Consider the following 20,371-nt stretch of genomic DNA (forward strand, 5'->3'; position numbering starts at 1 on the left):
TCTGTAAGCCAAGGGGAACGCCGGAAAACCGGACTGGGATACGAGGCTTGTGCCTCATAGGCAAGAGGGTGCGATGCAAGTGCAAGCAGGCAACATACGGGCGCGGATGGCGCAGATGGCTATGGCAGGATGCATCCTTTTGATGGCTGGCTGTTCGGCGATTTACCGAAATCACGGATATGTGCCTGCGGATGATGATTTGGCGGTCATTCAGGTCGGCGTTTCAACGCAGCAAGATGTGGCAGATGTTATTGGCCGCCCGTCGGCCGCCGCGTTGTTGAACGACAACGGCTGGTACTATGTTCAAAGCAAATTCAAGCAGGTAGGCCCCAGAAAGCCGGAAGAGATTGACCGCCAAGTGGTCGCGATCTCCTTCACCGATGCAGGCATAGTCGAGAACGTAGAACGCTTTGGTCTGGCAGAAGGCCGTGTGGTACCACTGTCGCGCCGCGTGACGGACACCAATATCAAGAGCATCAGCTTCTTGACCCAGTTGTTCAGCAATTTTGGTCGACTGCGCGCTGGCGACATTGTCGGCCAATAGGGCCTGACCTTACATCTTAAGGGTCAACAGCAAAACTGTTGGCCCTTTGCATGGCATCTCGGCCTACATTCAGGTGATTCGGCGATATTGCGCAAACAAAGCCTTTTCCAACATATGGGATTGCCTTGCATCATTTCATTGCGCCCCGCATATTCGCGCCTAACTTCATGACCCTAAGGCCCAACAATGGATCGCGTGCTGCACCTGCAAAAAGGGCGCTACCTTGCGCGGACAGCGTCCGGTGGCGCTGATCTTGCGGCAGCACTCGGATTGCGGAGTCGATGCTTTGGCTTCAAAGATGGCAACGATACCGACCGCTTTGATGCCGATTGCACCCATATTCTGGTCGAAGACACCCAAACCAGCACCGTTGTCTGTGCCTTTCGGGTTTTGCCCTTGGCCACAGGCCCTGATATTTTGCGCAGCTATTCCGCCCAGTTCTATGACCTGACCGCGCTGACGCATTTCCAAGGCCCACTGCTGGAAATCGGTCGGTTTTGCATTCACCCTGACCACCACGACCCAGATATCTTGCGTGTGGCTTGGGGCGCACTAACCCAATGGGTTGATGCGACAGGCGTGCGTTTGCTTTTTGGTTGCAGCTCATTTCTTGGCGATGATGCAACACTGCACAGGGCCGCGTTCCAGCTGCTGCAGCGCAAACACCGCGCGCCCGCACGATGGAACCCGCACCCCAAAGCGCCCGAGCGTTTCAGTTTCTCCCTTGACCCGTACGATGACCATATTTGCGGCGCAGCGACCTTGCCACCGTTGTTGCGCACCTATCTGATGATGGGGGGATGGGTCAGCGACCACGCAGTCTTTGACCGACAATTGCACACTATGCATGTGTTTACCGGCGTCGAGATTGCCTCTATCCCCGCCGCGCGTGCACGGCTTTTACGGGCTGTCGCCGGTTAACGCGGCTTTCGTTCAATTACGCCCAGAAAATCCAACGCCGCATCCAGCTCGCTACGCCCTTTGCTCTGGTTTTGCGCCTTCAGCGCGTCAAACCGTACCCGTAATGCGGCCTTTTCGGCCCCCTTGCAATCGTTCCAAGGCCGCCCTTGTAGCCCCATGACAATCACGTAATAGCCAATGAAATGCGGGGCAGCGCCCGATTGCAACAATCGCAAATAGGCCTCATCCGCTCCAAGCGCGCGCAGCTCTTGGGCCGAATGGATGCCTGCCTTGGCGAAGGCCGCCTCGCTGGCAGGCCCCAGATTGGGAATAGAGGAAATTGCAAGCGGGTCTGTCGCCAAGGCGCAGGTCCAATCTATCCGCGTGTTACCAAGCTATGACGCAACACGCACCACAGACAGGCAAACACAAAGCCGATTAAATCGCCGCCCAGTCGCGGAAAATCGGTTGGCCTTGCTGTTGGCTGCCTGCAGGGGTTTGGCCCTGTTGTTGGGTGGATGGGGCAGGGGTGCTGCCTTGCTGCGGGGTTGGGGACGCTTGAGCCATAGCTTTGTTCCGATTGCGAAGACTGTCGTGCAACAGCCAGATCTATAAAATTTTAAGAGTCAGTTGCGGCCAGCACATGGCAACAATATGGCACGGTTGCGGCGATTTAGTCGCGCAAACCAGAACCCACAAGGGGCGATCATTGCGAAAGTCGAAAGCCTTGATAAAAGGTCACAAGTGTCGGCGGATTTTGGCCCAAGTCATCCTGCAACCGTAACATTTAGCCCCGATCAACCAACCGTCAGCAGTCTCTTCATTTCCGTATTGTTCTCGATCAAATCGGCTAATGTCAGCCGGTCCAAGGACGCATAGAACGCATCCAGCGCATCCGCAAAGGCGCATTTTAATTCGCAGAACCTAACAAACGGACAGGGCTCTTTATCCTCCACCATACAGTCCAAGAACGGCACCGCCCCTTCGAAATGGCGCACCACCTCGCCAACCCCAACCAAGCGCGGCGCGCGCCGCAGCTTTAACCCACCCAAACGCCCCCTGATGGTAGTGATAAAGCCTGCCAACGCCAGCTTGTGGATCACCTGTGCCAAATGGTTTTCAGACGCGTTGCAAGCCTCGGCAATTTCGGCTTTGCGCACCGTCCGTTCGGCATTGACTGCACAAAACATCAAGGTCCGCATCGCAAGATTGGTCCGAATTGTCAGCCGCATACGTAAATCCTCACAGACGCCATTTTCTCCCAGCTACGGCGAAATCTGCACGCTATCCATGATCTGGATCAGTCGATGGATGCGGGCAAAACGGGCTCTGCGCGTCAAAGCTGCGTTTTTTTCGACTTTGTTAGCGCTATCATTCACGACACATTCGGATTACAAAGCCCGAATTCCTTTCCGGCCTTGCCGATCAATGGCCCCACAGCCAAACTGACATTCACAGCGCGCCGGCCCATAGGGCAGGGCCTCCCCTACTGCAGGACATCTTTCGTGAATACGCCCCTTAAACCGTTTCAGCCCACCACACCTTCCATCCCGCAAGGGGCCTTGGCCGATGATGTCCTGCGTCATCTGACCTACACCTTGGGCAAAGATGCAGACCACGCCAGCCGTTATGATTGGCGCATGGCCCTGTCCTTTGCCATTCGTGACCGTGTGGTCGGCCCGTGGTTCGCCTCTACCCGCCGCACATGGGCCGAACAGCGCAAACGCGTCTATTACCTGTCGATGGAATTCCTTATCGGCCGCATTCTGGAAGATGCTGCCATGAATTTGGGGCTGGATGACGAGGCGCGCAGTACAATGGCGGCATTCGGCCTGGATTACCGTGCGCTGATCGAGGATGAACCTGACGCCGCCCTCGGCAATGGCGGCTTGGGCCGTTTGGCTGCCTGCTTTATGGAAAGCATGGCAACCATTGGCTGCCCCGCCTATGGCTACGGCATCCGCTATGAACACGGGCTGTTCCGCCAGCGTTTTGAAGGCGGCTTTCAGGTCGAAACCCCCGAAGATTGGCTGTCGCAATCCAATCCGTGGGAATTTGCCCGTCCCGAAGCCGCCTATACCATCCCTTTCAAGGGCCATATGGACGGAAATGTTTGGGTGCCAGGTGAAACCGTTATCGCCTCGGCCTATGATATGCCGGTTGTTGGCTGGCAGGGCAAATGGGCCAACACCCTGCGCCTGTGGGGCGCCAAAGCGACCACCCAGTTTGACCTTGAACGCTTTAACCGTGGGGACTATGCGGCGGCCGCCGAACCCGAGGCGCTGGCCCGCACCCTGTCACGCGTGCTATACCCCGACGATACCACCTACCAAGGCAAGGAACTGCGCCTGAAACAGGAATTTTTCCTGACATCCGCTGCTTTGCAAGACATCCTGCGCCGCCACACCGCGGCTGGCCTTGATATCCGCGCCTTGCCAAATCACGTGGCAATCCAGATGAATGACACACACCCCGCCATCGCGGGCCCCGAACTGATCCGCCTGCTGGTCGACCAACACGGGCTGGACTTTGATGAGGCCTTTACCACGACCCAAGCCTGCCTTGGCTATACCAACCACACCCTTTTGCCCGAAGCGCTGGAAAAATGGGCGACCTTTACCTTTGGCACGATCCTCCCACGTCACATGCAAATCGTCGAACAAATCGACTCTGCCCATCGCCGCGCCCACCCGAACCGCCCGCATTACGTGGGCATCGTGAAACACCACGAGGTGCGGATGGGTGAACTGGCCTTTATCACCGCCCACCGCGTCAATGGCGTCTCGGCGCTCCATTCCGATCTGGTCAAACAAAACCTGTTTCCCGAGTTGAACAAACTCCACCCCGGGCGCATTATCAACCAAACCAATGGCGTCACCCCGCGCCGCTGGCTGCGCATGGCCAACCGTCCGTTGGCGGGCCTGATAACTGACACGATCGGGGATGGGTGGGAAGACAACCTTGACCGCCTCAAGGACCTGGAACCCCATGTCGAAGACGCCGGTTTTCGTGCCAATTTTGACGCGGCCAAACGCCAAAACAAAGCGGCCCTGACCGATTGGCTGGCATCCGATTGCGGCGTGGCCGTCAACCCAGATGCGATCTTTGACGTACAAATCAAACGCATCCACGAATATAAACGCCAGCTTCTGAACATCTTGGAAACCATCGCCCGCTATCAGGCAATCAAGGCCAATCCAAACGGCAACTGGGTGCCCCGCGTTAAAATCTTTGGCGGCAAGGCGGCCCCCGGATATTTTGTAGCCAAGGAAATTATCCACCTTATCAATGATGTGTCGTCTGTTGTTAATGCAGACTCTCAGGTCGGTGATCTGCTCAAAGTCATCTATCCCGTCAACTATAACGTCTCGATGGCCGAACGTCTGATCCCCGCGTCGGACCTCTCTGAACAAATATCGACGGCGGGCAAAGAGGCCTCAGGCACTGGCAATATGAAATTCATGATGAACGGCGCGCCCACTATTGGCACGCTTGACGGTGCCAATGTCGAAATCCTTGAACATGTCGGCGCGGACAACTTCTTCCTCTTTGGCCTCACCGCCGCCGAAGTTGTCACCCGCCGCGAAAACCCCGATCATGCCCGTATGGCGATTGAGGCAAGCCCAACCCTTCAAGCCGTGCTCCAAGCCATCGCCGAAGGCCAGTTTTCGCCCGATCAAACCGACCGCTATAATGATCTGGTTCACCGCGTCTGGCACCACGACTACTTCCTCGTCGCGGCAGACTTTGACGCCTATCTCGCGGCTCAGGCACAGGTAGATACCGCCTATGCCAACCGCGACCGCTGGGTCCGCATGGCCGCCCTCAACACCGCGCGCTCCGGATTTTTCTCGTCCGACCGAACAATCCGTGGCTATATGGCTGATATCTGGTCCATCACTCCGGCCCTATAGGGGGATTTATGCCCAAGGACGCACCGCTCGCCATCCACACCGCCCGTGCCATTGCACAAGGCACCCATGGTGATCCGTTTTCTGTTCTTGGGCTGCACCCCTGCGGCACGGGCTGGCAACTCCGCGCCTTCGTGCCGGGGGCCGAAACCCTATCGGTGCTGGCGGATACCGAAACCAAGGCCACCCCGCTTGCAGGCGTGCCTGGCTTTTTCACCGCCGATCTGCCCGAAAAAACCGCCTATAAACTGCATGCTACCGGCAGCGGCGCGGAATGGACCTTCGACGACCCCTTCCGTTTTGGCCCCGTTTTGGGCGAAATGGATGAATACCTGCTGGGCGAAGGCACACATAAACGCCTGTGGAACGTTCTGGGCGCGCATATGATCACACATGAAGGTGCGAAAGGCGTGCATTTCGCCGTCTGGGCCCCCAACGCGCAGCGCGTGTCGGTTGTCGGTGATTTCAATGTCTGGGATGGCCGCCGCGCGCCGATGCGCCGCCGTGGGCCAACAGGGGTTTGGGAAATTTTCATCCCCGACCTGACTGAAAATACAACCTACAAATACGAACTGCGCAGCACAGAAGGCGCGGTGATGCCGCTGAAATCCGATCCCGTGGGCTTTGGCTCCGAACATCCACCCGCCAACGCTTCGGTGGTGCGCGATCTGCGCAATCCCAACTGGACCGATGCGAAATGGATGAAAACGCGGGCCACGGCACAAAATGTCGATGCGCCGATCTCGGTATACGAGGTCCATCTCGCCTCATGGCGCCGCGCCCCCGGCGACCGCATGCTCAGCTATGTCGAACTTGCCGACCAGCTTATCACCTACGTCACCGACATGGGCTTCACCCATATTGAGCTGATGCCGATCTCTGAATACCCCTTCGATGGCTCTTGGGGCTATCAGCCCGTGGGCCTGTTCGCGCCCACCATCCGCCACGGCACCCCGCCGGAATTTCGCGCCTTTATGGACGCCGCTCATAACGCAGGCATCGGCGTGCTGCTCGATTGGGTGCCGGGCCATTTTCCGTCAGATGCCCACGGTCTTGGCCAGTTTGACGGAACGCCGCTCTACGAACACGCCGACCCGCGCGAAGGGTTCCACCAAGATTGGAACACCCTGATTTTCAATTATGGTCGCGTCGAAGTCGCCAATTACCTGATTTCAAACGCACTCTATTGGCTAGAGGAATACCACCTTGACGGGCTGCGCGTCGATGCCGTCGCCTCCATGCTCTACCGCGATTACAGCCGCGATGCAGGCCAATGGATACCCAACCGCGATGGTGGCCGCGAAAATTACGAGGCGATTGCCCTGCTGCAAAATATGAACATCACAGCCTATGCCGAAATGCCGGGCGTGATGACCGTGGCCGAAGAAAGCACCGCTTTCCCGGGCGTATCGCGCCCCGTCGATCATGGCGGGCTGGGGTTCGGGTTCAAATGGAACATGGGTTGGATGAATGACACGCTGTCTTACATGCAGCGCGATCCGATTTACCGCAAACACCACCATCACCAAATGACCTTTGGCCTGCATTACGCGTGGTCGGAAAATTTCATCCTGCCAATCAGCCATGATGAGGTGGTGCATGGCAAAGGCTCCATGCTGGCCAAAATGCCGGGCGGGCGTGACGATCAATTCGCCAACCTGCGCGCCTATTACGGCTTTATGTGGGGCCATCCGGGCAAGAAACTGTTGTTTATGGGCTGCGAATTTGCCCAAAGCGGCGAATGGGCCCATGCCCGCAGCCTTGATTGGCACGAACTTGATGGCGATCACGGCGCACCGCATCGCGGCATTCAAGCGCTGGTCCGCGATTTGAACGCGCTTTACCGCAACACGCCTGCACTTTACTTGAATGACACGCGCCCCCAAGGGTTTGACTGGATTTCAGGCGATGATGCGGACGGGTCCACCTATGCCTTTGTGCGCAACGGCGGGGCAGGGGATGCACCCGTGGTCGTGGCCTGTAACTTTACCCCAATTGAGCGCCACATCCGCCTTGGCCTGCCGAATGCGGGCCGATGGGATGAGGTGCTGAACACCGATGCCACCCTTTATGGCGGGTCCAACCGTGGCAACATGGGCGGGGTTAAAACCGAACCCACCGCCAGCCACGGCCAGCCACAATCGGCGATGATAACACTACCACCGCTTTCGACCGTCTTTTTCAAACACGCCGACCGCTAACCGCTGGGCAACGCCCGCGGCACCAGAATTTTCAGGGTAGGGGAGAACCCAATGAAACCACGCGCAAACCAAAGACTGTCGTCCCAAGCTATGGCCTTTGTGCTGGCAGGCGGTCGCGGCAGCCGTTTGAAGGAACTGACCGACAAGCGCGCCAAGCCTGCGGTTTACTTCGGTGGCAAAACGCGGATCATCGACTTTGCCCTGTCCAACGCGTTGAACTCGGGCATCCGCAAAATGGCGATCGCGACCCAGTACAAGGCGCACTCCCTCATCCGCCACATGCAGCGCGGTTGGGGCTTTTTCCGCGCCGAACGGAACGAATATCTTGATATTCTGCCCGCATCGCAGCGTGTGTCGGAAAACAAATGGTATCTGGGCACCGCAGATGCCGTGACGCAAAACATTGATATCGTTGACAGTTACGGCATCAAATACGTGGTTATCCTTGCGGGCGACCATATCTATAAAATGGATTATGAGGTCATGCTGCAACAGCACGTTGAAACCGGCGCCGATGTGACCATTGGCTGTTTGACCGTACCGCTAAGTGAGGCATCGGCCTTTGGTGTGATGGATGTCGACAAGGATTTGCGCATCACGGCTTTTCTCGAAAAACCAGCCAACCCGCCACATATGCCTGGCGACCCAAAATCGGCGCTCGCCTCGATGGGGATCTATGTTTTCAACTGGGATTTCCTGCGCGATCTGTTGATCCGTGATGCCGAAGATACCAATTCCAGCCATGATTTTGGCAATGATCTGATCCCTGATATCGTGAAAAACGGCAAGGCGATGGCGCATCAGTTTTCCGAAAGCTGTGTCACGAGCGGCTTGGAAACCGAACCCTATTGGCGCGATGTTGGCACGATTGATGCGTTCTGGCAGGCCAATATCGACCTGACCGATTTTGTGCCCAAGCTGGACCTGTACGATAACGCCTGGCCGATCTGGACCTATGCCGAGATCAAGCCACCCGCAAAGTTCATTCATAATGAGGCGGATCGGCGCGGATCTGCAGTGTCTTCGCTGATTGCGGGGGATTGTATCGTGTCGGGATCTTCGGTGTCCAACAGCCTGCTTTTCACCGGCTGCCGGACGCACAGTTTTGCCAATCTGGAATATGTCGTGGCGCTGCCTGATGTGATTGTGAACCGAAAAGCCGAGCTGAAAAACTGCGTGATCGACCGCGGTGTGATCATTCCCGAAGGGTTGGTTGTTGGCCAAGACCCCGAGATGGACGCAAAGTGGTTTCGCCGGACCGATGCGGGTGTGGTGTTGATTACCCAAGATATGCTGGATGCGCGGACGCGAAAACTGGGGTAGAGCCTTGAAGGGTCGGTCTTGGGGCAACCAAAGGGGGAGGGCTGTCTGCCCTCCCCCTTAGACCCCCTCCCGAAGATATTTTTGAACAGAAAAAGAGGGTTAAGATGGGTCGCGTGCTTTCGGTTGCATCGGAATGTGTACCGCTGTTGAAGACCGGCGGTTTGGCCGATGTGGTGGGCGCGTTGCCGCAGGCCTTGGCGGGGCAGGGCTGGGAGATGCGGGTTTTGATGCCTGCATATCGCAGCGTATTGCCTCAAGCCAAAGGCTGGCCGGTGGTTTGGTCTGATCCGGACTTGTTTGGCGGGCCTGCGCGGGTGTTGGCGGGAATGGTGGCAGGAATTTCCATGCTGCTGTTGGATGCCCCGCATCTTTATGACCGCGAGGGTGGGCCCTATTCGGGGCCGCGCGGCGATTGGCCGGACAATGACATCCGTTTTGCAGCGCTGTCATGGGCAGGGGCTGCGATCGCGCGGGATGGTTTGGCGGATGGTTGGCGCCCCGATCTGCTGCATGCGCATGACTGGCAGGCGGGGTTGGCACCGGCCTATCTCGCCTATTCAGGGGCAGCTGTGCCCAGCATCATGACCATCCACAACGTCGCGTTTCAAGGCTTTGCCCCTGTCAGCCAGCTTGCCGCTTTGCGTTTGCCATCTGATCAATACTACCCCGATGCGCTGGAATATTTTGGCGGATTGTCCAGCCTCAAGGCAGGGATGATCACCGCCAGCAAAATCACCACCGTGTCGCCCAGCTATGCAGGCGAATTGCGCCGTGCGGAATTTGGTATGGGATTGCAAGGGGTTATCATGTCGCGCGCCACCGATGTATCGGGCATTTTGAACGGCGTTGATACCGACGTCTGGTCGCCGGAAAATGGCCCGCACCCCTATTCCGCCCGCGCACCCAAGGGCAAAACCCTTGCCCGTGCAGCCCTGTGCGCCGAACTGGGGCTTGATGTGCCAGGCCCCTTGGGCATCATCGTCAGCCGCTTGACCGACCAAAAAGGCATCGACCTGATCCCGCAAATCGCGGCCAATTTCATTGCGGCAGGGGGCGGTCTTGCCGTTTTGGGCAGTGGCGACGCCGCATTGGAATCGCAGATGCGCGCCTTGGAAGCCCGCTTTCCCGGCCGCGTCGCCGTGCGCATCGGCTATGATGAGGATCTGAGCCAGCGCCTCTTTGCAGGCGGCGATGCGGTGCTGGTGCCGTCACGCTTTGAACCTTGCGGACTGACCCAGATGTACGGGCTGCGCTATGGCACCTTGCCCGTGGTCGCCGCCGTTGGTGGGCTTGCCGATACCGTGATCACCGCCAACCCCGCCGCGTTGGCCGCAGGTGTCGCCACAGGCATCACCTTTCACCCCACCGATGCGCCGGCCTTTGACCTTGCCTTGCAAAACCTGATCCGGTTGCACGGCGATAGCAAAACATGGGCGCAAATGGTGAAAAACGCCATGCGCCACCCCGTGGGGTGGGAGGAAAGCGCTGCCCGCTACGCGCAACTTTATGCGGGGCTGACCGCCGCGTGACCCAATCACAGTATGATACCCGCGCAGGCACCCCCTTTGCCCTTGGCGCCACGCCAACCGGCCAAGGCACCAATTTTGCGCTATTTTCGGCCCATGCCACGCAGGTCGATCTGTGCCTGTTTTCCCCCGACGGTAAACGCGAACAGGCGCGCATCCCGATGCCCGACCGCCAAGGCGATATCTGGACGGCACAGGTTGACGGGGTGACGGCGGGCACCCTGTACGGCTACCGCGCCCACGGCCCCTATGCGCCCGAACAGGGTCACCGTTTCAACCCGAACAAACTGCTGCTGGACCCCTATGCGCGGCAGGTCAGCGGCACCCTGCGCTGGTCCGATGCTCTGATGGGCTATAAAGTTGGCGCCAACCGCGCCGACCTGTCGATGGATACGCAGGACTCTGCCCCTTTCATCCCAAAATGCGTGGTCACGGCCCCTCTTGAACCCGCCACCCGCGGCCCGAACCACCCCTACACCGATAGCGTGATCTACGAGGCCCATGCCAAGGGCCTGACCATGCAGCACCCCGACATTCCGGCGGGCCTGCGCGGCACTTACCTTGGGCTTTGTGCGCAGCCTATGTTGGACCACCTGATCACCCTTGGTGTCACGGCAATAGAGCTTTTGCCCGTTCACAGCTTTATCGACGACCGTTTCCTTGTTTCACGCGGTTTGCGCAACTATTGGGGCTATCAAACCCTTGGGTTTTTCGCCCCCGACATGCGCTATGCCAGTGCCAATGCGCTGGCCGAATTTCGGCAGATGGTCCAAACCTTCCACACGGCGGGGATCGAGGTGATCCTTGATGTCGTCTACAACCACACGGGCGAAGGCGACGAGCTTGGCCCGACCCTTGCCTACCGTGGCCTTGATAACGCCAGTTACTACCGCCTGCGCGATGGCGGGCGCTATTACATCAATGACACGGGCACGGGCAACACGCTGAACCTGTCGAACCCGATGGTGCTGCGTATGGTCATGGATTCATTACGCTTTTGGGTCCGTGATATGGGTGTTGATGGTTTCCGCTTTGATCTCGGCACCGTTTTGGGGCGTGAAGGGCAGGGGTTTGACGCTGGTTTTGATCCGGGCGCTGGCCTGCTCGATGCGATCCGCCAAGACCCTAAGCTTGCCCGCGCCAAACTGATCGCCGAGCCTTGGGATATCGGCCCCGGCGGTTATCAACTGGGCAAATTCCCGCATCCTTTTGCCGAGTGGAATGATAAATTCCGCGATGGCACCCGCCGCTTTTGGCGCGGTGATGCGGGCATGGCCCCCGATTTTGCCGCCCGCCTGCTGGGCAGTGCTGGGCAGTTCGACCACCACAACCGCCCCGCTACAACATCTATCAACTTCCTGACCGCGCATGACGGCTTTACCTTGGCCGATCTGGTGCAATTCACCGTCAAACGCAACTTGGCGAATGGCGAAGATAACCGCGACGGCCACGGCGACAACCATTCCGACAATTTAGGGGTGGAGGGGCCAACAGACGACCCCGCCATCACCGCAGCTAGGGCCTTGCGCAAACGCAATATGCTGGCGACCTTGATGCTGGCCCAAGGCACGCCGATGCTGCTGGCGGGCGACGAATTGGGGAATGGGCAAGATGGCAATAACAACGCCTATGCCCAAGACAATGCCACGGGCTGGGTGACTTGGGACGGCGCCGATGCGGGGCTTACCGCCTTTACCGCTGGCCTGATTGCGCTGCGCCGTGCCCATCCTGTGCTGCGCCAAAGCCGGTTCTTGCACGCCGCCACCCGTGCCGACGGGCTGCGTGACATCATATGGCGCCGCGCCGATGGCACCGAACCAAGCGCCGCCGATTGGCATGACGCTGGTTTTCGCTGCCTCGGGCTGGAACTGCGCTATGCTGCCGCCAGCCAAAACCCCAGCCCAGATGCTGTGTTTGCCGCGTTCAACACTGGCCCCGATCAGCCTATAAATTTACCCGATACCGCCGCCGCGTGGCACCTAATTCTTGACACTACGCGCCCCGACCTCGTGCCATATCTTGTCACTGGGCCGATAACGGCCCCCGCCCATTCCGTTCTCGTCTTTGCCAATCATCCTTGAAACGCAGGAACCTGCCATGATCCGCACCATCCAAACCACGCCTTTTGACGGCCAAAAACCAGGCACCTCGGGCCTTCGCAAGAAAACCCGCGTGTTCATGCAGCCGCATTATCTGGAAACCTTCGTGCAAGCGGTTTTCGATGCCATTGGCGGGGCAGAAGGAAAATGCTTTGTTGTTGGCGGCGACGGGCGGTTTTACAATGACACAGCGGTGCAAATCATTCTAGCGATGGCCGCCGCCCAAGGTGCTGCATCGGCCATCGTGGGGCAGGGTGGCATCCTGTCCACCCCAGCCGCCAGCCACCTGATAAGGCTGAACAAAACCGACGGCGGCATCATCCTGTCAGCCAGCCATAACCCGGGGGGCGAGGATGAGGATTTCGGTATAAAGTTCAACATGCCCAACGGCGGCCCCGCGCCCGAACAGGTGACTGACGCGATGTATGCCGCCACCAAAACCATGGCCCAATACACAACGCTCGACGCCCCTGATGTCGACCTGAACACCATCGGCACAACCCATTTGGGCGGAATGCTGGTGCAAATCGTCGATCCCGTGACCGATTACGCCGCCCTGATGGAAACCCTGTTCGATTTCCCAGCAATCCGCGCGCGTTTTGCCGCAGGCTTTACCATGCGCATGGATTCCATGTGCGCGGTGACCGGCCCTTACGCCCGCGAAATCTTTGAAAACCGCCTTGGCGCGGCACGCGGCACCGTCACCCACGCCACGCCCTTGCCCGATTTTGGCGGCATGCACCCCGACCCAAACCCCACTTGGGCGCATGAGCTTATGGCCGAAATGATGGGCCCCAACGCCCCCGATTTCGGTGCTGCCTCGGACGGCGACGGCGACCGCAATATGGTCGTGGGCCGCGGCATCTATGTCTCGCCCTCGGACAGCCTCGCCATTCTCGCCGCCAACGCCCACCTTGCCCCGGGATACGCGCAAGGCCTCAAAGGCATCGCGCGCTCCATGCCCACCTCCGCCGCCGCCGACCGTGTGGCAGCCGCGATGGGCCTGCCTGCGTTTGAAACCCCCACGGGTTGGAAATTCTTTGGCAACCTGCTCGACGCCAACAAATGCACCCTTTGCGGCGAAGAAAGCTTTGGCACAGGCTCTGATCATGTCCGCGAAAAAGACGGGCTTTGGGCCGTGCTTTTGTGGCTCAACATCCTTGCTGTGCGCAATCAATCCGTCACAGAAATCCTGACCGACCACTGGCAAACCTACGGCCGCAACTACTACAGCCGCCATGATTTTGAAGCGATTGAAACGGCCAAAGCCGATCAGATGATGGCCGCCCTGCGTGCAAAACTGCCCCAACTCACCAATACCGAAACCCACGGCATGACCATCGCACGGGCCGATGATTTCGCCTATACCGACCCCGTCGATGGCTCGGTCAGCACCCATCAAGGCGTCCGTATCCTGTTCACCGATGACAGCCGCATCGTCTACCGCCTGTCGGGCACGGGCACGCAAGGCGCCACCTTGCGCGTCTATCTGGAACGCTATGAACCCAGCAGCGGCAATCTCAACCTTGACCCGCAAACAGCGCTTGCCCCGATCATTCAGGCTGCGCATGACATCGCCCAAATCAACGCCAACACCGGACGCACAGAACCGGATGTCATTACCTAGGGCGCGATCTGACATCCATCTGTCGCCAATCACCGCGACACCGCGCGCCCCACGCGCCTAGCCTTTCCCCAATCGGCCCCCGAACAGGGCCACCTTGGGAGGGGATGTTATGAACGACCAAAAGCCTGCGCGAAGTGGCCGCCAAGCTCAACGCGCCACACGCGGCGGCGGCATGGGGCGGCCCTATATCATCCGCAACATCCCCAATTACGATGTGATGTCCGAAGAAAACCTGCTGAAGACTGAGGCCACCGCCGACCGTATCCTCGCCGAAGTGGGTATCGAGTTTCGCGATGATGACATTGCCCTGAACCATTGGAAAACCGCAGGCGCCTATGTCGATGGCCTGCTGGTCAAATCCCCCCCCCGGCATGTTGCGCGAAATCCCGAAATCCGCGCCCGCGCAATTCACCCAACACGCCCGCAACCCCGCTAATTCGGTTGAAATCGGCGGCAAATCCGTGGTCTTCGTCCCCTCCTACGGCTCTGCCTTCGTGACGGACCTAGACCGAGGCCGCCGCTTTGGCACCATCGCCGACTTCCAAAACTTCATTAAACTCGCGCAATCCTCACCCAATTTCCACCACTCCGGCGGCACCATTTGCGAACCCACCGATATTGCCGTGAACAAACGCCACCTTGATATGGTCATGGCCCACCTTACCCTGTCCGACCGCCCCTTCATGGGCTCGGTCACGTCCCAAGAACGCGCCGAAGACAGTATTGAAATGGCGCGCATCACCTTTGGCGCTGATTTTGTTGATAAAAACTGCGTTATCCTTGGCAATGTCAACGTAAACTCGCCCTTGGTCTGGGACGGCACCATGACCAATTCCTTGCGCGCCTATGCTCGGGCAAACCAAGCCTCAGTGATCCTGCCCTTTCATCCTTGGCGGCGCAATGGGCCCCGTCACCAGCGCAGGGGCCATCGCGCAATCCTTGGCCGAAACCATGGCCGACTGCGCGCTCACGCAATTGGAAGGCAAAGGCGCACTGGTTATTTTCGGCAATTTCCTGTCGTCGATGTCACTGCGCTCCGGCTCGCCTACTTTTGGCACACCCGAACCCGCCATTGGCTCTATGGTCATCGGCCAGCTAGCGCGCCGCTTAAACCTGCCGCTGCGCTGTGCGGGCAATTTCACTACTTCCAAACTCCCCGATGCGCAGGCGATGGCCGAAGGCACCATGTCCATGCTCTCGGCCATCCATTGCGGCGCGAATTTCATCCTGCATTCGGCGGGCTTTCTCGACGGGCTTTTGTCCATATCCTATGAAAATTCATACTCGACGCCGATCTTTGCGGTGCGCTCCACTCCTACCTCGACGGCATCAAGGTCGATGATAACGAACTCGCCCTTGATGCATTCAAAGAGGTCGGCCCCGGCAACCACTTTTTCGGCTGCGCGCACACAATGGCCAATTACGAGACCGCGTTTTGGGATTCCGACCTTGCCGACAATGAGCCGTTCGAGAAATGGGAAGCTGCGGGTTCCACCGATGCCGCCACCCGCGCCAACACCTTGTGGAAAAAACGGCTGGCGGAATTTGAGGCACCTGCCTTGGATGCAGGCATCCGCCAAGGGCTAGAGGAATTTGTCGGCGCGAAAAAGGCGGGTATCAAGGACATGTGGTATTGATCGCAGGCAGTTTATCGCAAATCGCAACTTGCCCCAAAATCCATGATTGCCCAAACGCAACCTATGCGGTTAGGCTACCATTCTAGGCACTGGGGGAAATGCGATGCAACTGTCTGATCAACGCGACATCAAGGCCGATGTGGCCACCGTTTGGGCCGCGATCCTTGATGCCGATGTGCTAAAGGCCTGTGTGCCGGGCTGCGAGTCGATGACTGGCAACCCGACAGACGGGTTTGAAGCGGTCGTTGTGCAAAAGGTGGGGCCCGTAAAAGCCCGCTTTACGGGCGCCGTTACCCTGTCGGATATGATCGAACACCAATCGTTGCGTATTTCGGGTGAGGGCAAGGGCGGCCCCGCAGGTTTCGCTAAAGGTGGGGCCAACGTGACCCTCGCGCCGTCCGACACCGGAACCTTGCTAAGTTATGAGGTCGAGGCGAATGTCGGTGGCAAACTGGCCCAACTTGGCAGCCGCATCATCGACGGTTTTGCCAAGAAAATGGCGGATGAGTTTTTTACTCGTTTCCAAGCCGCCGTCGAGGGCCCGCCCGATACAGAAGACGTGGCCGAAGATGCCCCGATTGATGAGAAAAAGAAAAGCTGGCTCAAACGGCTTGTAAGCTAACGTACCGAATTTCAACGGATTTCCCTAGGGAGGAAGACGATGACGAAAACCACCATGACCGTGAACGGCAAACCCGTTGCCGCCGAAACCGAAGGCCGCACCCTGCTGTCCGCCTACTTGCGCGAAGGCCTTGGCCTGACCGGCACCCATATTGGCTGCGACACCTCCCAATGCGGCGCTTGCGTTGTGCATGTCGATGGTAAGGCGGTCAAATCCTGTTCCGTCTTTGCCCAGGATGTCGAAGGCGCCGATGTGAAAACCATCGAAGGCATGGCCAATCCTGACGGCTCGCTTTCGGTTATCCAACAGGCGTTTCAGGATAACCACGGCCTCCAATGCGGCTTTTGCACCCCCGGCATGGTGATGTCTTCGGCGGCACTGCTCGCTGAAAACGCCAATCCAACCGAGACCGAGGTGCGCCATTACCTTGAAGGCAACATTTGCCGCTGCACTGGCTACCACAATATCGTCAAGGCCGTCATGGCCACATCCGGCCAAACCGTTCCGGCTGAATAATACGCCTATTCAACAAATTATGCAGCGTTCTTAACGCAGTGCATTAAGGGAGGATACGATGCCTAAAGATGGTGGAATCGGCGAAAGTACTAAGCGCCGCGAAGATATTCGGTTTTTGACAGGCAAGGGCCGCTATACCGATGATATCAACCTGCGCGGTCAGGCCTTTGCCTGCTTCCTGCGCTCCGAGGTTGCCAATGGCCGGATCAACAGCATTGATACATCGGCGGCGATGTCCATGCCGGGCGTGCTGACCATCCTGACGGGTGATGATTTCACCGGCATGGGCGGCAACCCCGCAGGCTGGCTGATCAACTCGCGCAATGGCGAACCGATGAAGGAACCCAAGCGCCCCGTTCTGGCGCATGGCAAGGTCCGCCACGTCGGTGACGCCTATGCGATGGTCGTGGCCGAAACCTATGGGCAAGCCCGCGACGCCGCCGCCGCGATTGAGGCGGATATCACCGAACTCCCCGCCGTGGTCGATATGGCCAAGGCGCTCGCCGACAGTACCAACCTTGTGCATGATGAAATCGGCACTAACCAATGCTTTGACTGGGGCTGGATCGAAGATAACCGCGCCGCCGTGGACGAGGCGTTCAAAAACGCCCCCCATGTCACCACGCTGGAACTGGTCAACAACCGCCTTATCCCCAACGCGATGGAACCGCGCGCCAGTCTCGCCGATTATGACGCAGGCACGGGTGACTATAAACTTTATACCACCAGCCAAAACCCCCACCTGCACCGCCTGCTGATCGCGGCTTTTGTCATGGGCATGCCCGAAAACAAACTGACCGTGATTGCCCCCGATGTCGGCGGCGGCTTCGGCTCTAAAATCTATCACTATGGTGAAGAGGCCGCCGTGCTGGCCGCCGCCAAGGCCATCAACCGCCCCGTCAAATGGGTGGCCGAACGCTCGGAATCCTTTCTGTCCGATGCGCATGGCCGCGACCATGTGACGAAAATCGAACTCGCCACGACCAAGGATGGCGAATTTCTAGCCCTGCGCACCGAAACGCTGGCCAATGTCGGCGCATATCTGTCGAACTTTTCCACCGCCACGCCGACCTTCTTGCATGGCACCCTGATGGCGGGCCCCTATAAAACCCCTCTGGTCTATGTGAACGTCAAAACCGTGTTCACCAACACTGCGCCCGTTGATGCCTACCGCGGCGCGGGCCGCCCCGAGGCGACCTTCAGCATCGAACGTGTCGTCGATAAATGCGCCCGCGAACTTGGGATTGACCAAGCCGAAATCCGGCGCAAGAACCTCCTGACCCCCGATCAATTCCCCTACACAACGCCCGTGGGCCTTGTTTATGACACGGGTAACTATCAGGCGACGATGGATAAAATGACCGAACTCGCCGATCTGGCAGGGTTTGAGAAACGCCGTGCCGCCAGCGCCAAAAACGGCAAACTGCGCGGTCTGGGCCTGTCCACGTGGATAGAGGCTTGCGGCATCGCGCCTTCAAACCTCGTCGGTGTCCTTGGTGCCCGCGTCGGCCTGTTCGATGCCGCCACCGTGCGGGTCAACGCCACGGGCAATATTTCTGTGATGACCGGCGCGCACAGCCACGGGCAGGGGCATGAAACCGTGTTCGCCCAAATCGTCGCGGAACAGCTGGGCATTCCGGCCAGCAGCGTCGAAATCGTCCACGGCGACACGTCAAAAATCCCCTTTGGCATGGGCTCTTACGGCTCGCGCAGCCTTGCTGTTGCTGGGTCTGCGATGACCAAAGCGGTGGATAAAATTATCGCCAAGGGCAAGAAAATCGCCGCCCATATGCTTGAGGCATCGGAACAAGATATCGAGTTCAAGGATGGCAGCTTTAGCGTGGCAGGCACCGACAAAGCCAAAACCTTTGGCGAAATCGCGTTTTCGGCTTACGTGCCCCACAACTATCCGCTTGAAACGCTGGAACCGGGGCTAGAGGAAACCGCCTTTTACGATCCCGCCAACTTTACCTATCCCGCTGGCGCCTATGCGTGTGAGGTCGAGGTGGACCCCGATACGGGCAAAGTCGAAATCACAGCCTTCACCTGCGCCGATGATTTTGGCAATGTGATGAACCCGATGATCGTCGATGGTCAGGTTCATGGTGGTGTGGGGCAGGGGATCGGGCAGGCGCTGCTCGAATCCACCAGCTATGATGAAAACGGCCAGCTGCTGACGGGGTCCTACATGGATTACGCCATGCCGCGCGCCGATGATGTGCCGTTCTACACGGTCGATCACAGCTGCATCACGCCTTGCACCCATAACCCCTTGGGCGTCAAAGGCTGTGGTGAGGCAGGGGCGATAGGCTCGCCCCCCGCCGTGATAAACGCGGTGATTGATGCGCTACAGCGTGGCGGTCACACCCATGTCAAACATATCGATATGCCAGCCTCGCCCGCGCGCGTGTGGGCGGCGATCAACAACGCTTGAAACGGAGGCCGTGATGTATAATTTCGATCTGATAAAGCCGAAAACACTGGCCGATGCCGTGGCCGCGATGGGTGACGGGGCACAGGCGCTGTCGGGCGGGCAAACCCTGCTGCCGACGATGAAACAGCGCCTTGCCGATCCGGGCACCTTGGTCAGCTTGACGGGTATCCCCGAACTCCAAGGCGTATGCCAAGGGGACGGTGGCATCATCATCGGCGGGGCCACGCCGCATGCGGTGGTGGCAAAAGAGGCGTTGAAATACTATCCTGCGCTTGCCGCGCTTGCGGGCCAAATCGGCGACCCCGCAGTGCGTAACCGTGGCACGATTGGCGGGTCCATCGCCAATAACGACCCGTCTGCCTGCTATCCGGCAGCGGCGCTTGGGTCGGGGGCCATTATTCAAACCAATGCCCGCGAAATTGCCGCAGATGACTATTTCCTCGGGATGTTTGAAACAGCACTCGATGACGGCGAGATCGTCACGGCGGTAAAATTCCCTGTGCCGCAAGTCGCCGCCTATATCAAATTCGTCCAACCCGCGTCACGTTTCGCGCTGGTGGGCGTGTTTGTGGCCAAGTTCGCAGATGGCGTGCGGGTGGCAATTACAGGCGCGTCAAACAACGGCGTGTTTCGCTGGAGTGAGGCCGAGGCGGCACTCTCGGCCAACTTCACCCCCGATGCAATTGCAGGTCTAACCCTGCCCGCCGATGACATGATTGCCGACCTTCACGGAAGTGCAGACTACCGCGCGCATCTGTGCGGCGTGATGACCAAGCGCGCGGTGATCGCGGCTGGTTAAGGCAAGCTCGGTTTGGCGGGGCCGTTGAGACCCCACCAAACCGCTGCACACGCAGGTGCAGGACCTCACCTGTGCTTTGATTTCAGGCGTTGATGACAGGCAGGGCAAGCGACACAAAACGCTTCACCACTTGATTGCAGGTTGAAGAGGCGTTTTGACAGTGGAAAATGTACTGTTTTTGACGTTACAAGAGCGCCTCTATGGCGCGATCCAAAGGTCCGCACTGCGGAAA

General features: G+C 58.6%; 15 protein-coding genes and 1 pseudogene. 13 read left to right on the top strand and 3 right to left on the bottom strand.

Going from position 1 to position 20,371, the window contains the following annotated elements; genetic code table 11:
* Positions 1-73 precede the first annotated feature (73 nt).
* Both G560_RS0106625 and G560_RS0106630 read left to right on the top strand, forming a co-directional pair.
* The gene (locus G560_RS0106625; protein WP_022703528.1) at positions 74-544 is read left to right on the top strand and encodes an outer membrane protein assembly factor BamE; all 471 of its coding nucleotides are present in this window, start codon (positions 74-76) and stop codon (positions 542-544) included.
* A 186-nt stretch (positions 545-730) separates the two neighbouring features.
* Positions 731-1,465, top strand: coding sequence for a GNAT family N-acetyltransferase (locus tag G560_RS0106630; RefSeq protein ID WP_022703529.1), 735 nt, complete (start codon positions 731-733; stop codon positions 1,463-1,465).
* Here G560_RS0106630 and G560_RS0106635 read toward each other — a convergent pair.
* From G560_RS0106635 to G560_RS0106645, 3 genes are all read right to left on the bottom strand, one after another.
* Positions 1,462-1,806 (bottom strand): TfoX/Sxy family protein, encoded by a 345-nt coding sequence (locus G560_RS0106635; protein ID WP_022703530.1) that lies wholly within the window; start codon positions 1,804-1,806, stop codon positions 1,462-1,464. The genes G560_RS0106630 and G560_RS0106635 overlap by 4 nt on opposite strands.
* A gap of 76 nt (positions 1,807-1,882) precedes the next feature.
* The gene (locus tag G560_RS21595; RefSeq protein WP_022703531.1) at positions 1,883-2,011 is read right to left on the bottom strand and encodes a hypothetical protein; all 129 of its coding nucleotides are present in this window, start codon (positions 2,009-2,011) and stop codon (positions 1,883-1,885) included.
* 230 nt (positions 2,012-2,241) lie between these two features.
* A complete protein-coding gene (locus G560_RS0106645) occupies positions 2,242-2,676 on the bottom strand; it encodes an RrF2 family transcriptional regulator (protein WP_022703532.1) in 435 nt (144 codons plus the stop codon).
* 273 nt (positions 2,677-2,949) lie between these two features.
* Between G560_RS0106645 and G560_RS0106650 the strand changes: the two genes are divergently transcribed.
* From G560_RS0106650 to G560_RS0106720, 11 genes and pseudogenes are all read left to right on the top strand, one after another.
* Positions 2,950-5,358: a glycogen/starch/alpha-glucan phosphorylase gene (locus G560_RS0106650; RefSeq protein ID WP_033419296.1), complete on the top strand. Its 2,409-nt coding sequence runs from the start codon at positions 2,950-2,952 to the stop codon at positions 5,356-5,358.
* Positions 5,359-5,366: 8 nt separating this feature from the next.
* Positions 5,367-7,556, top strand: a complete 2,190-nt coding sequence (gene glgB, locus G560_RS0106655; RefSeq protein ID WP_022703534.1) for a 1,4-alpha-glucan branching protein GlgB — start codon at positions 5,367-5,369, stop codon at positions 7,554-7,556.
* Positions 7,557-7,607: 51 nt separating this feature from the next.
* A complete protein-coding gene (glgC, locus tag G560_RS0106660; RefSeq protein WP_022703535.1) occupies positions 7,608-8,879 on the top strand; it encodes a glucose-1-phosphate adenylyltransferase in 1,272 nt (423 codons plus the stop codon).
* A 104-nt stretch (positions 8,880-8,983) separates the two neighbouring features.
* A complete protein-coding gene (gene glgA / locus G560_RS0106665; RefSeq protein WP_022703536.1) occupies positions 8,984-10,408 on the top strand; it encodes a glycogen synthase GlgA in 1,425 nt (474 codons plus the stop codon).
* A complete protein-coding gene (gene glgX / locus G560_RS0106670; protein WP_022703537.1) occupies positions 10,405-12,486 on the top strand; it encodes a glycogen debranching protein GlgX in 2,082 nt (693 codons plus the stop codon). The genes glgA and glgX overlap by 4 nt, the downstream gene beginning before the upstream one ends.
* A gap of 16 nt (positions 12,487-12,502) precedes the next feature.
* Positions 12,503-14,131: an alpha-D-glucose phosphate-specific phosphoglucomutase gene (locus G560_RS0106675; protein ID WP_022703538.1), complete on the top strand. Its 1,629-nt coding sequence runs from the start codon at positions 12,503-12,505 to the stop codon at positions 14,129-14,131.
* A 109-nt stretch (positions 14,132-14,240) separates the two neighbouring features.
* Positions 14,241-15,768 (top strand): annotated as a pseudogene (locus G560_RS21750) (trimethylamine methyltransferase family protein).
* Between the two features lie 103 nt (positions 15,769-15,871).
* Positions 15,872-16,390 (top strand): SRPBCC family protein, encoded by a 519-nt coding sequence (locus tag G560_RS0106705; RefSeq protein WP_022703544.1) that lies wholly within the window; start codon positions 15,872-15,874, stop codon positions 16,388-16,390.
* A 39-nt stretch (positions 16,391-16,429) separates the two neighbouring features.
* The gene (locus G560_RS0106710; RefSeq protein WP_022703545.1) at positions 16,430-16,906 is read left to right on the top strand and encodes a (2Fe-2S)-binding protein; all 477 of its coding nucleotides are present in this window, start codon (positions 16,430-16,432) and stop codon (positions 16,904-16,906) included.
* Between the two features lie 58 nt (positions 16,907-16,964).
* Positions 16,965-19,340 carry a xanthine dehydrogenase family protein molybdopterin-binding subunit gene (locus tag G560_RS0106715; RefSeq protein WP_022703546.1) on the top strand — a complete coding sequence of 792 codons (2,376 nt, stop codon included), beginning with the start codon at positions 16,965-16,967 and terminating at the stop codon, positions 19,338-19,340.
* A gap of 13 nt (positions 19,341-19,353) precedes the next feature.
* Positions 19,354-20,139 carry an FAD binding domain-containing protein gene (locus G560_RS0106720; RefSeq protein WP_022703547.1) on the top strand — a complete coding sequence of 262 codons (786 nt, stop codon included), beginning with the start codon at positions 19,354-19,356 and terminating at the stop codon, positions 20,137-20,139.
* Positions 20,140-20,371: the final 232 nt, after the last annotated feature.

The sequence above is a fragment of the Pseudorhodobacter ferrugineus DSM 5888 genome (assembly GCF_000420745.1).
Lineage (GTDB): Bacteria > Pseudomonadota > Alphaproteobacteria > Rhodobacterales > Rhodobacteraceae > Pseudorhodobacter > Pseudorhodobacter ferrugineus.

Bases quoted from the DNA above. Each gene is read 5' to 3' on its own strand.
- G560_RS0106705 (WP_022703544.1), top strand. From the start codon at position 15,872: ATGCAACTGTCTGATCAACGCGACATCAAGGCCGATGTGGCCACCGTT.
- G560_RS21595 (WP_022703531.1), bottom strand. From the start codon at position 2,011: ATGGCTCAAGCGTCCCCAACCCCGCAGCAAGGCAGCACCCCTGCCCCA.
- G560_RS0106625 (WP_022703528.1), top strand. From the start codon at position 74: ATGCAAGTGCAAGCAGGCAACATACGGGCGCGGATGGCGCAGATGGCT.
- G560_RS0106710 (WP_022703545.1), top strand. From the start codon at position 16,430: ATGACGAAAACCACCATGACCGTGAACGGCAAACCCGTTGCCGCCGAA.
- G560_RS0106720 (WP_022703547.1), top strand. From the start codon at position 19,354: ATGTATAATTTCGATCTGATAAAGCCGAAAACACTGGCCGATGCCGTG.
- G560_RS0106675 (WP_022703538.1), top strand. From the start codon at position 12,503: ATGATCCGCACCATCCAAACCACGCCTTTTGACGGCCAAAAACCAGGC.
- glgC (WP_022703535.1), top strand. From the start codon at position 7,608: ATGAAACCACGCGCAAACCAAAGACTGTCGTCCCAAGCTATGGCCTTT.
- G560_RS0106715 (WP_022703546.1), top strand. From the start codon at position 16,965: ATGCCTAAAGATGGTGGAATCGGCGAAAGTACTAAGCGCCGCGAAGAT.
- glgB (WP_022703534.1), top strand. From the start codon at position 5,367: ATGCCCAAGGACGCACCGCTCGCCATCCACACCGCCCGTGCCATTGCA.
- G560_RS0106645 (WP_022703532.1), bottom strand. From the start codon at position 2,676: ATGCGGCTGACAATTCGGACCAATCTTGCGATGCGGACCTTGATGTTT.
- glgA (WP_022703536.1), top strand. From the start codon at position 8,984: ATGGGTCGCGTGCTTTCGGTTGCATCGGAATGTGTACCGCTGTTGAAG.
- G560_RS0106630 (WP_022703529.1), top strand. From the start codon at position 731: ATGGATCGCGTGCTGCACCTGCAAAAAGGGCGCTACCTTGCGCGGACA.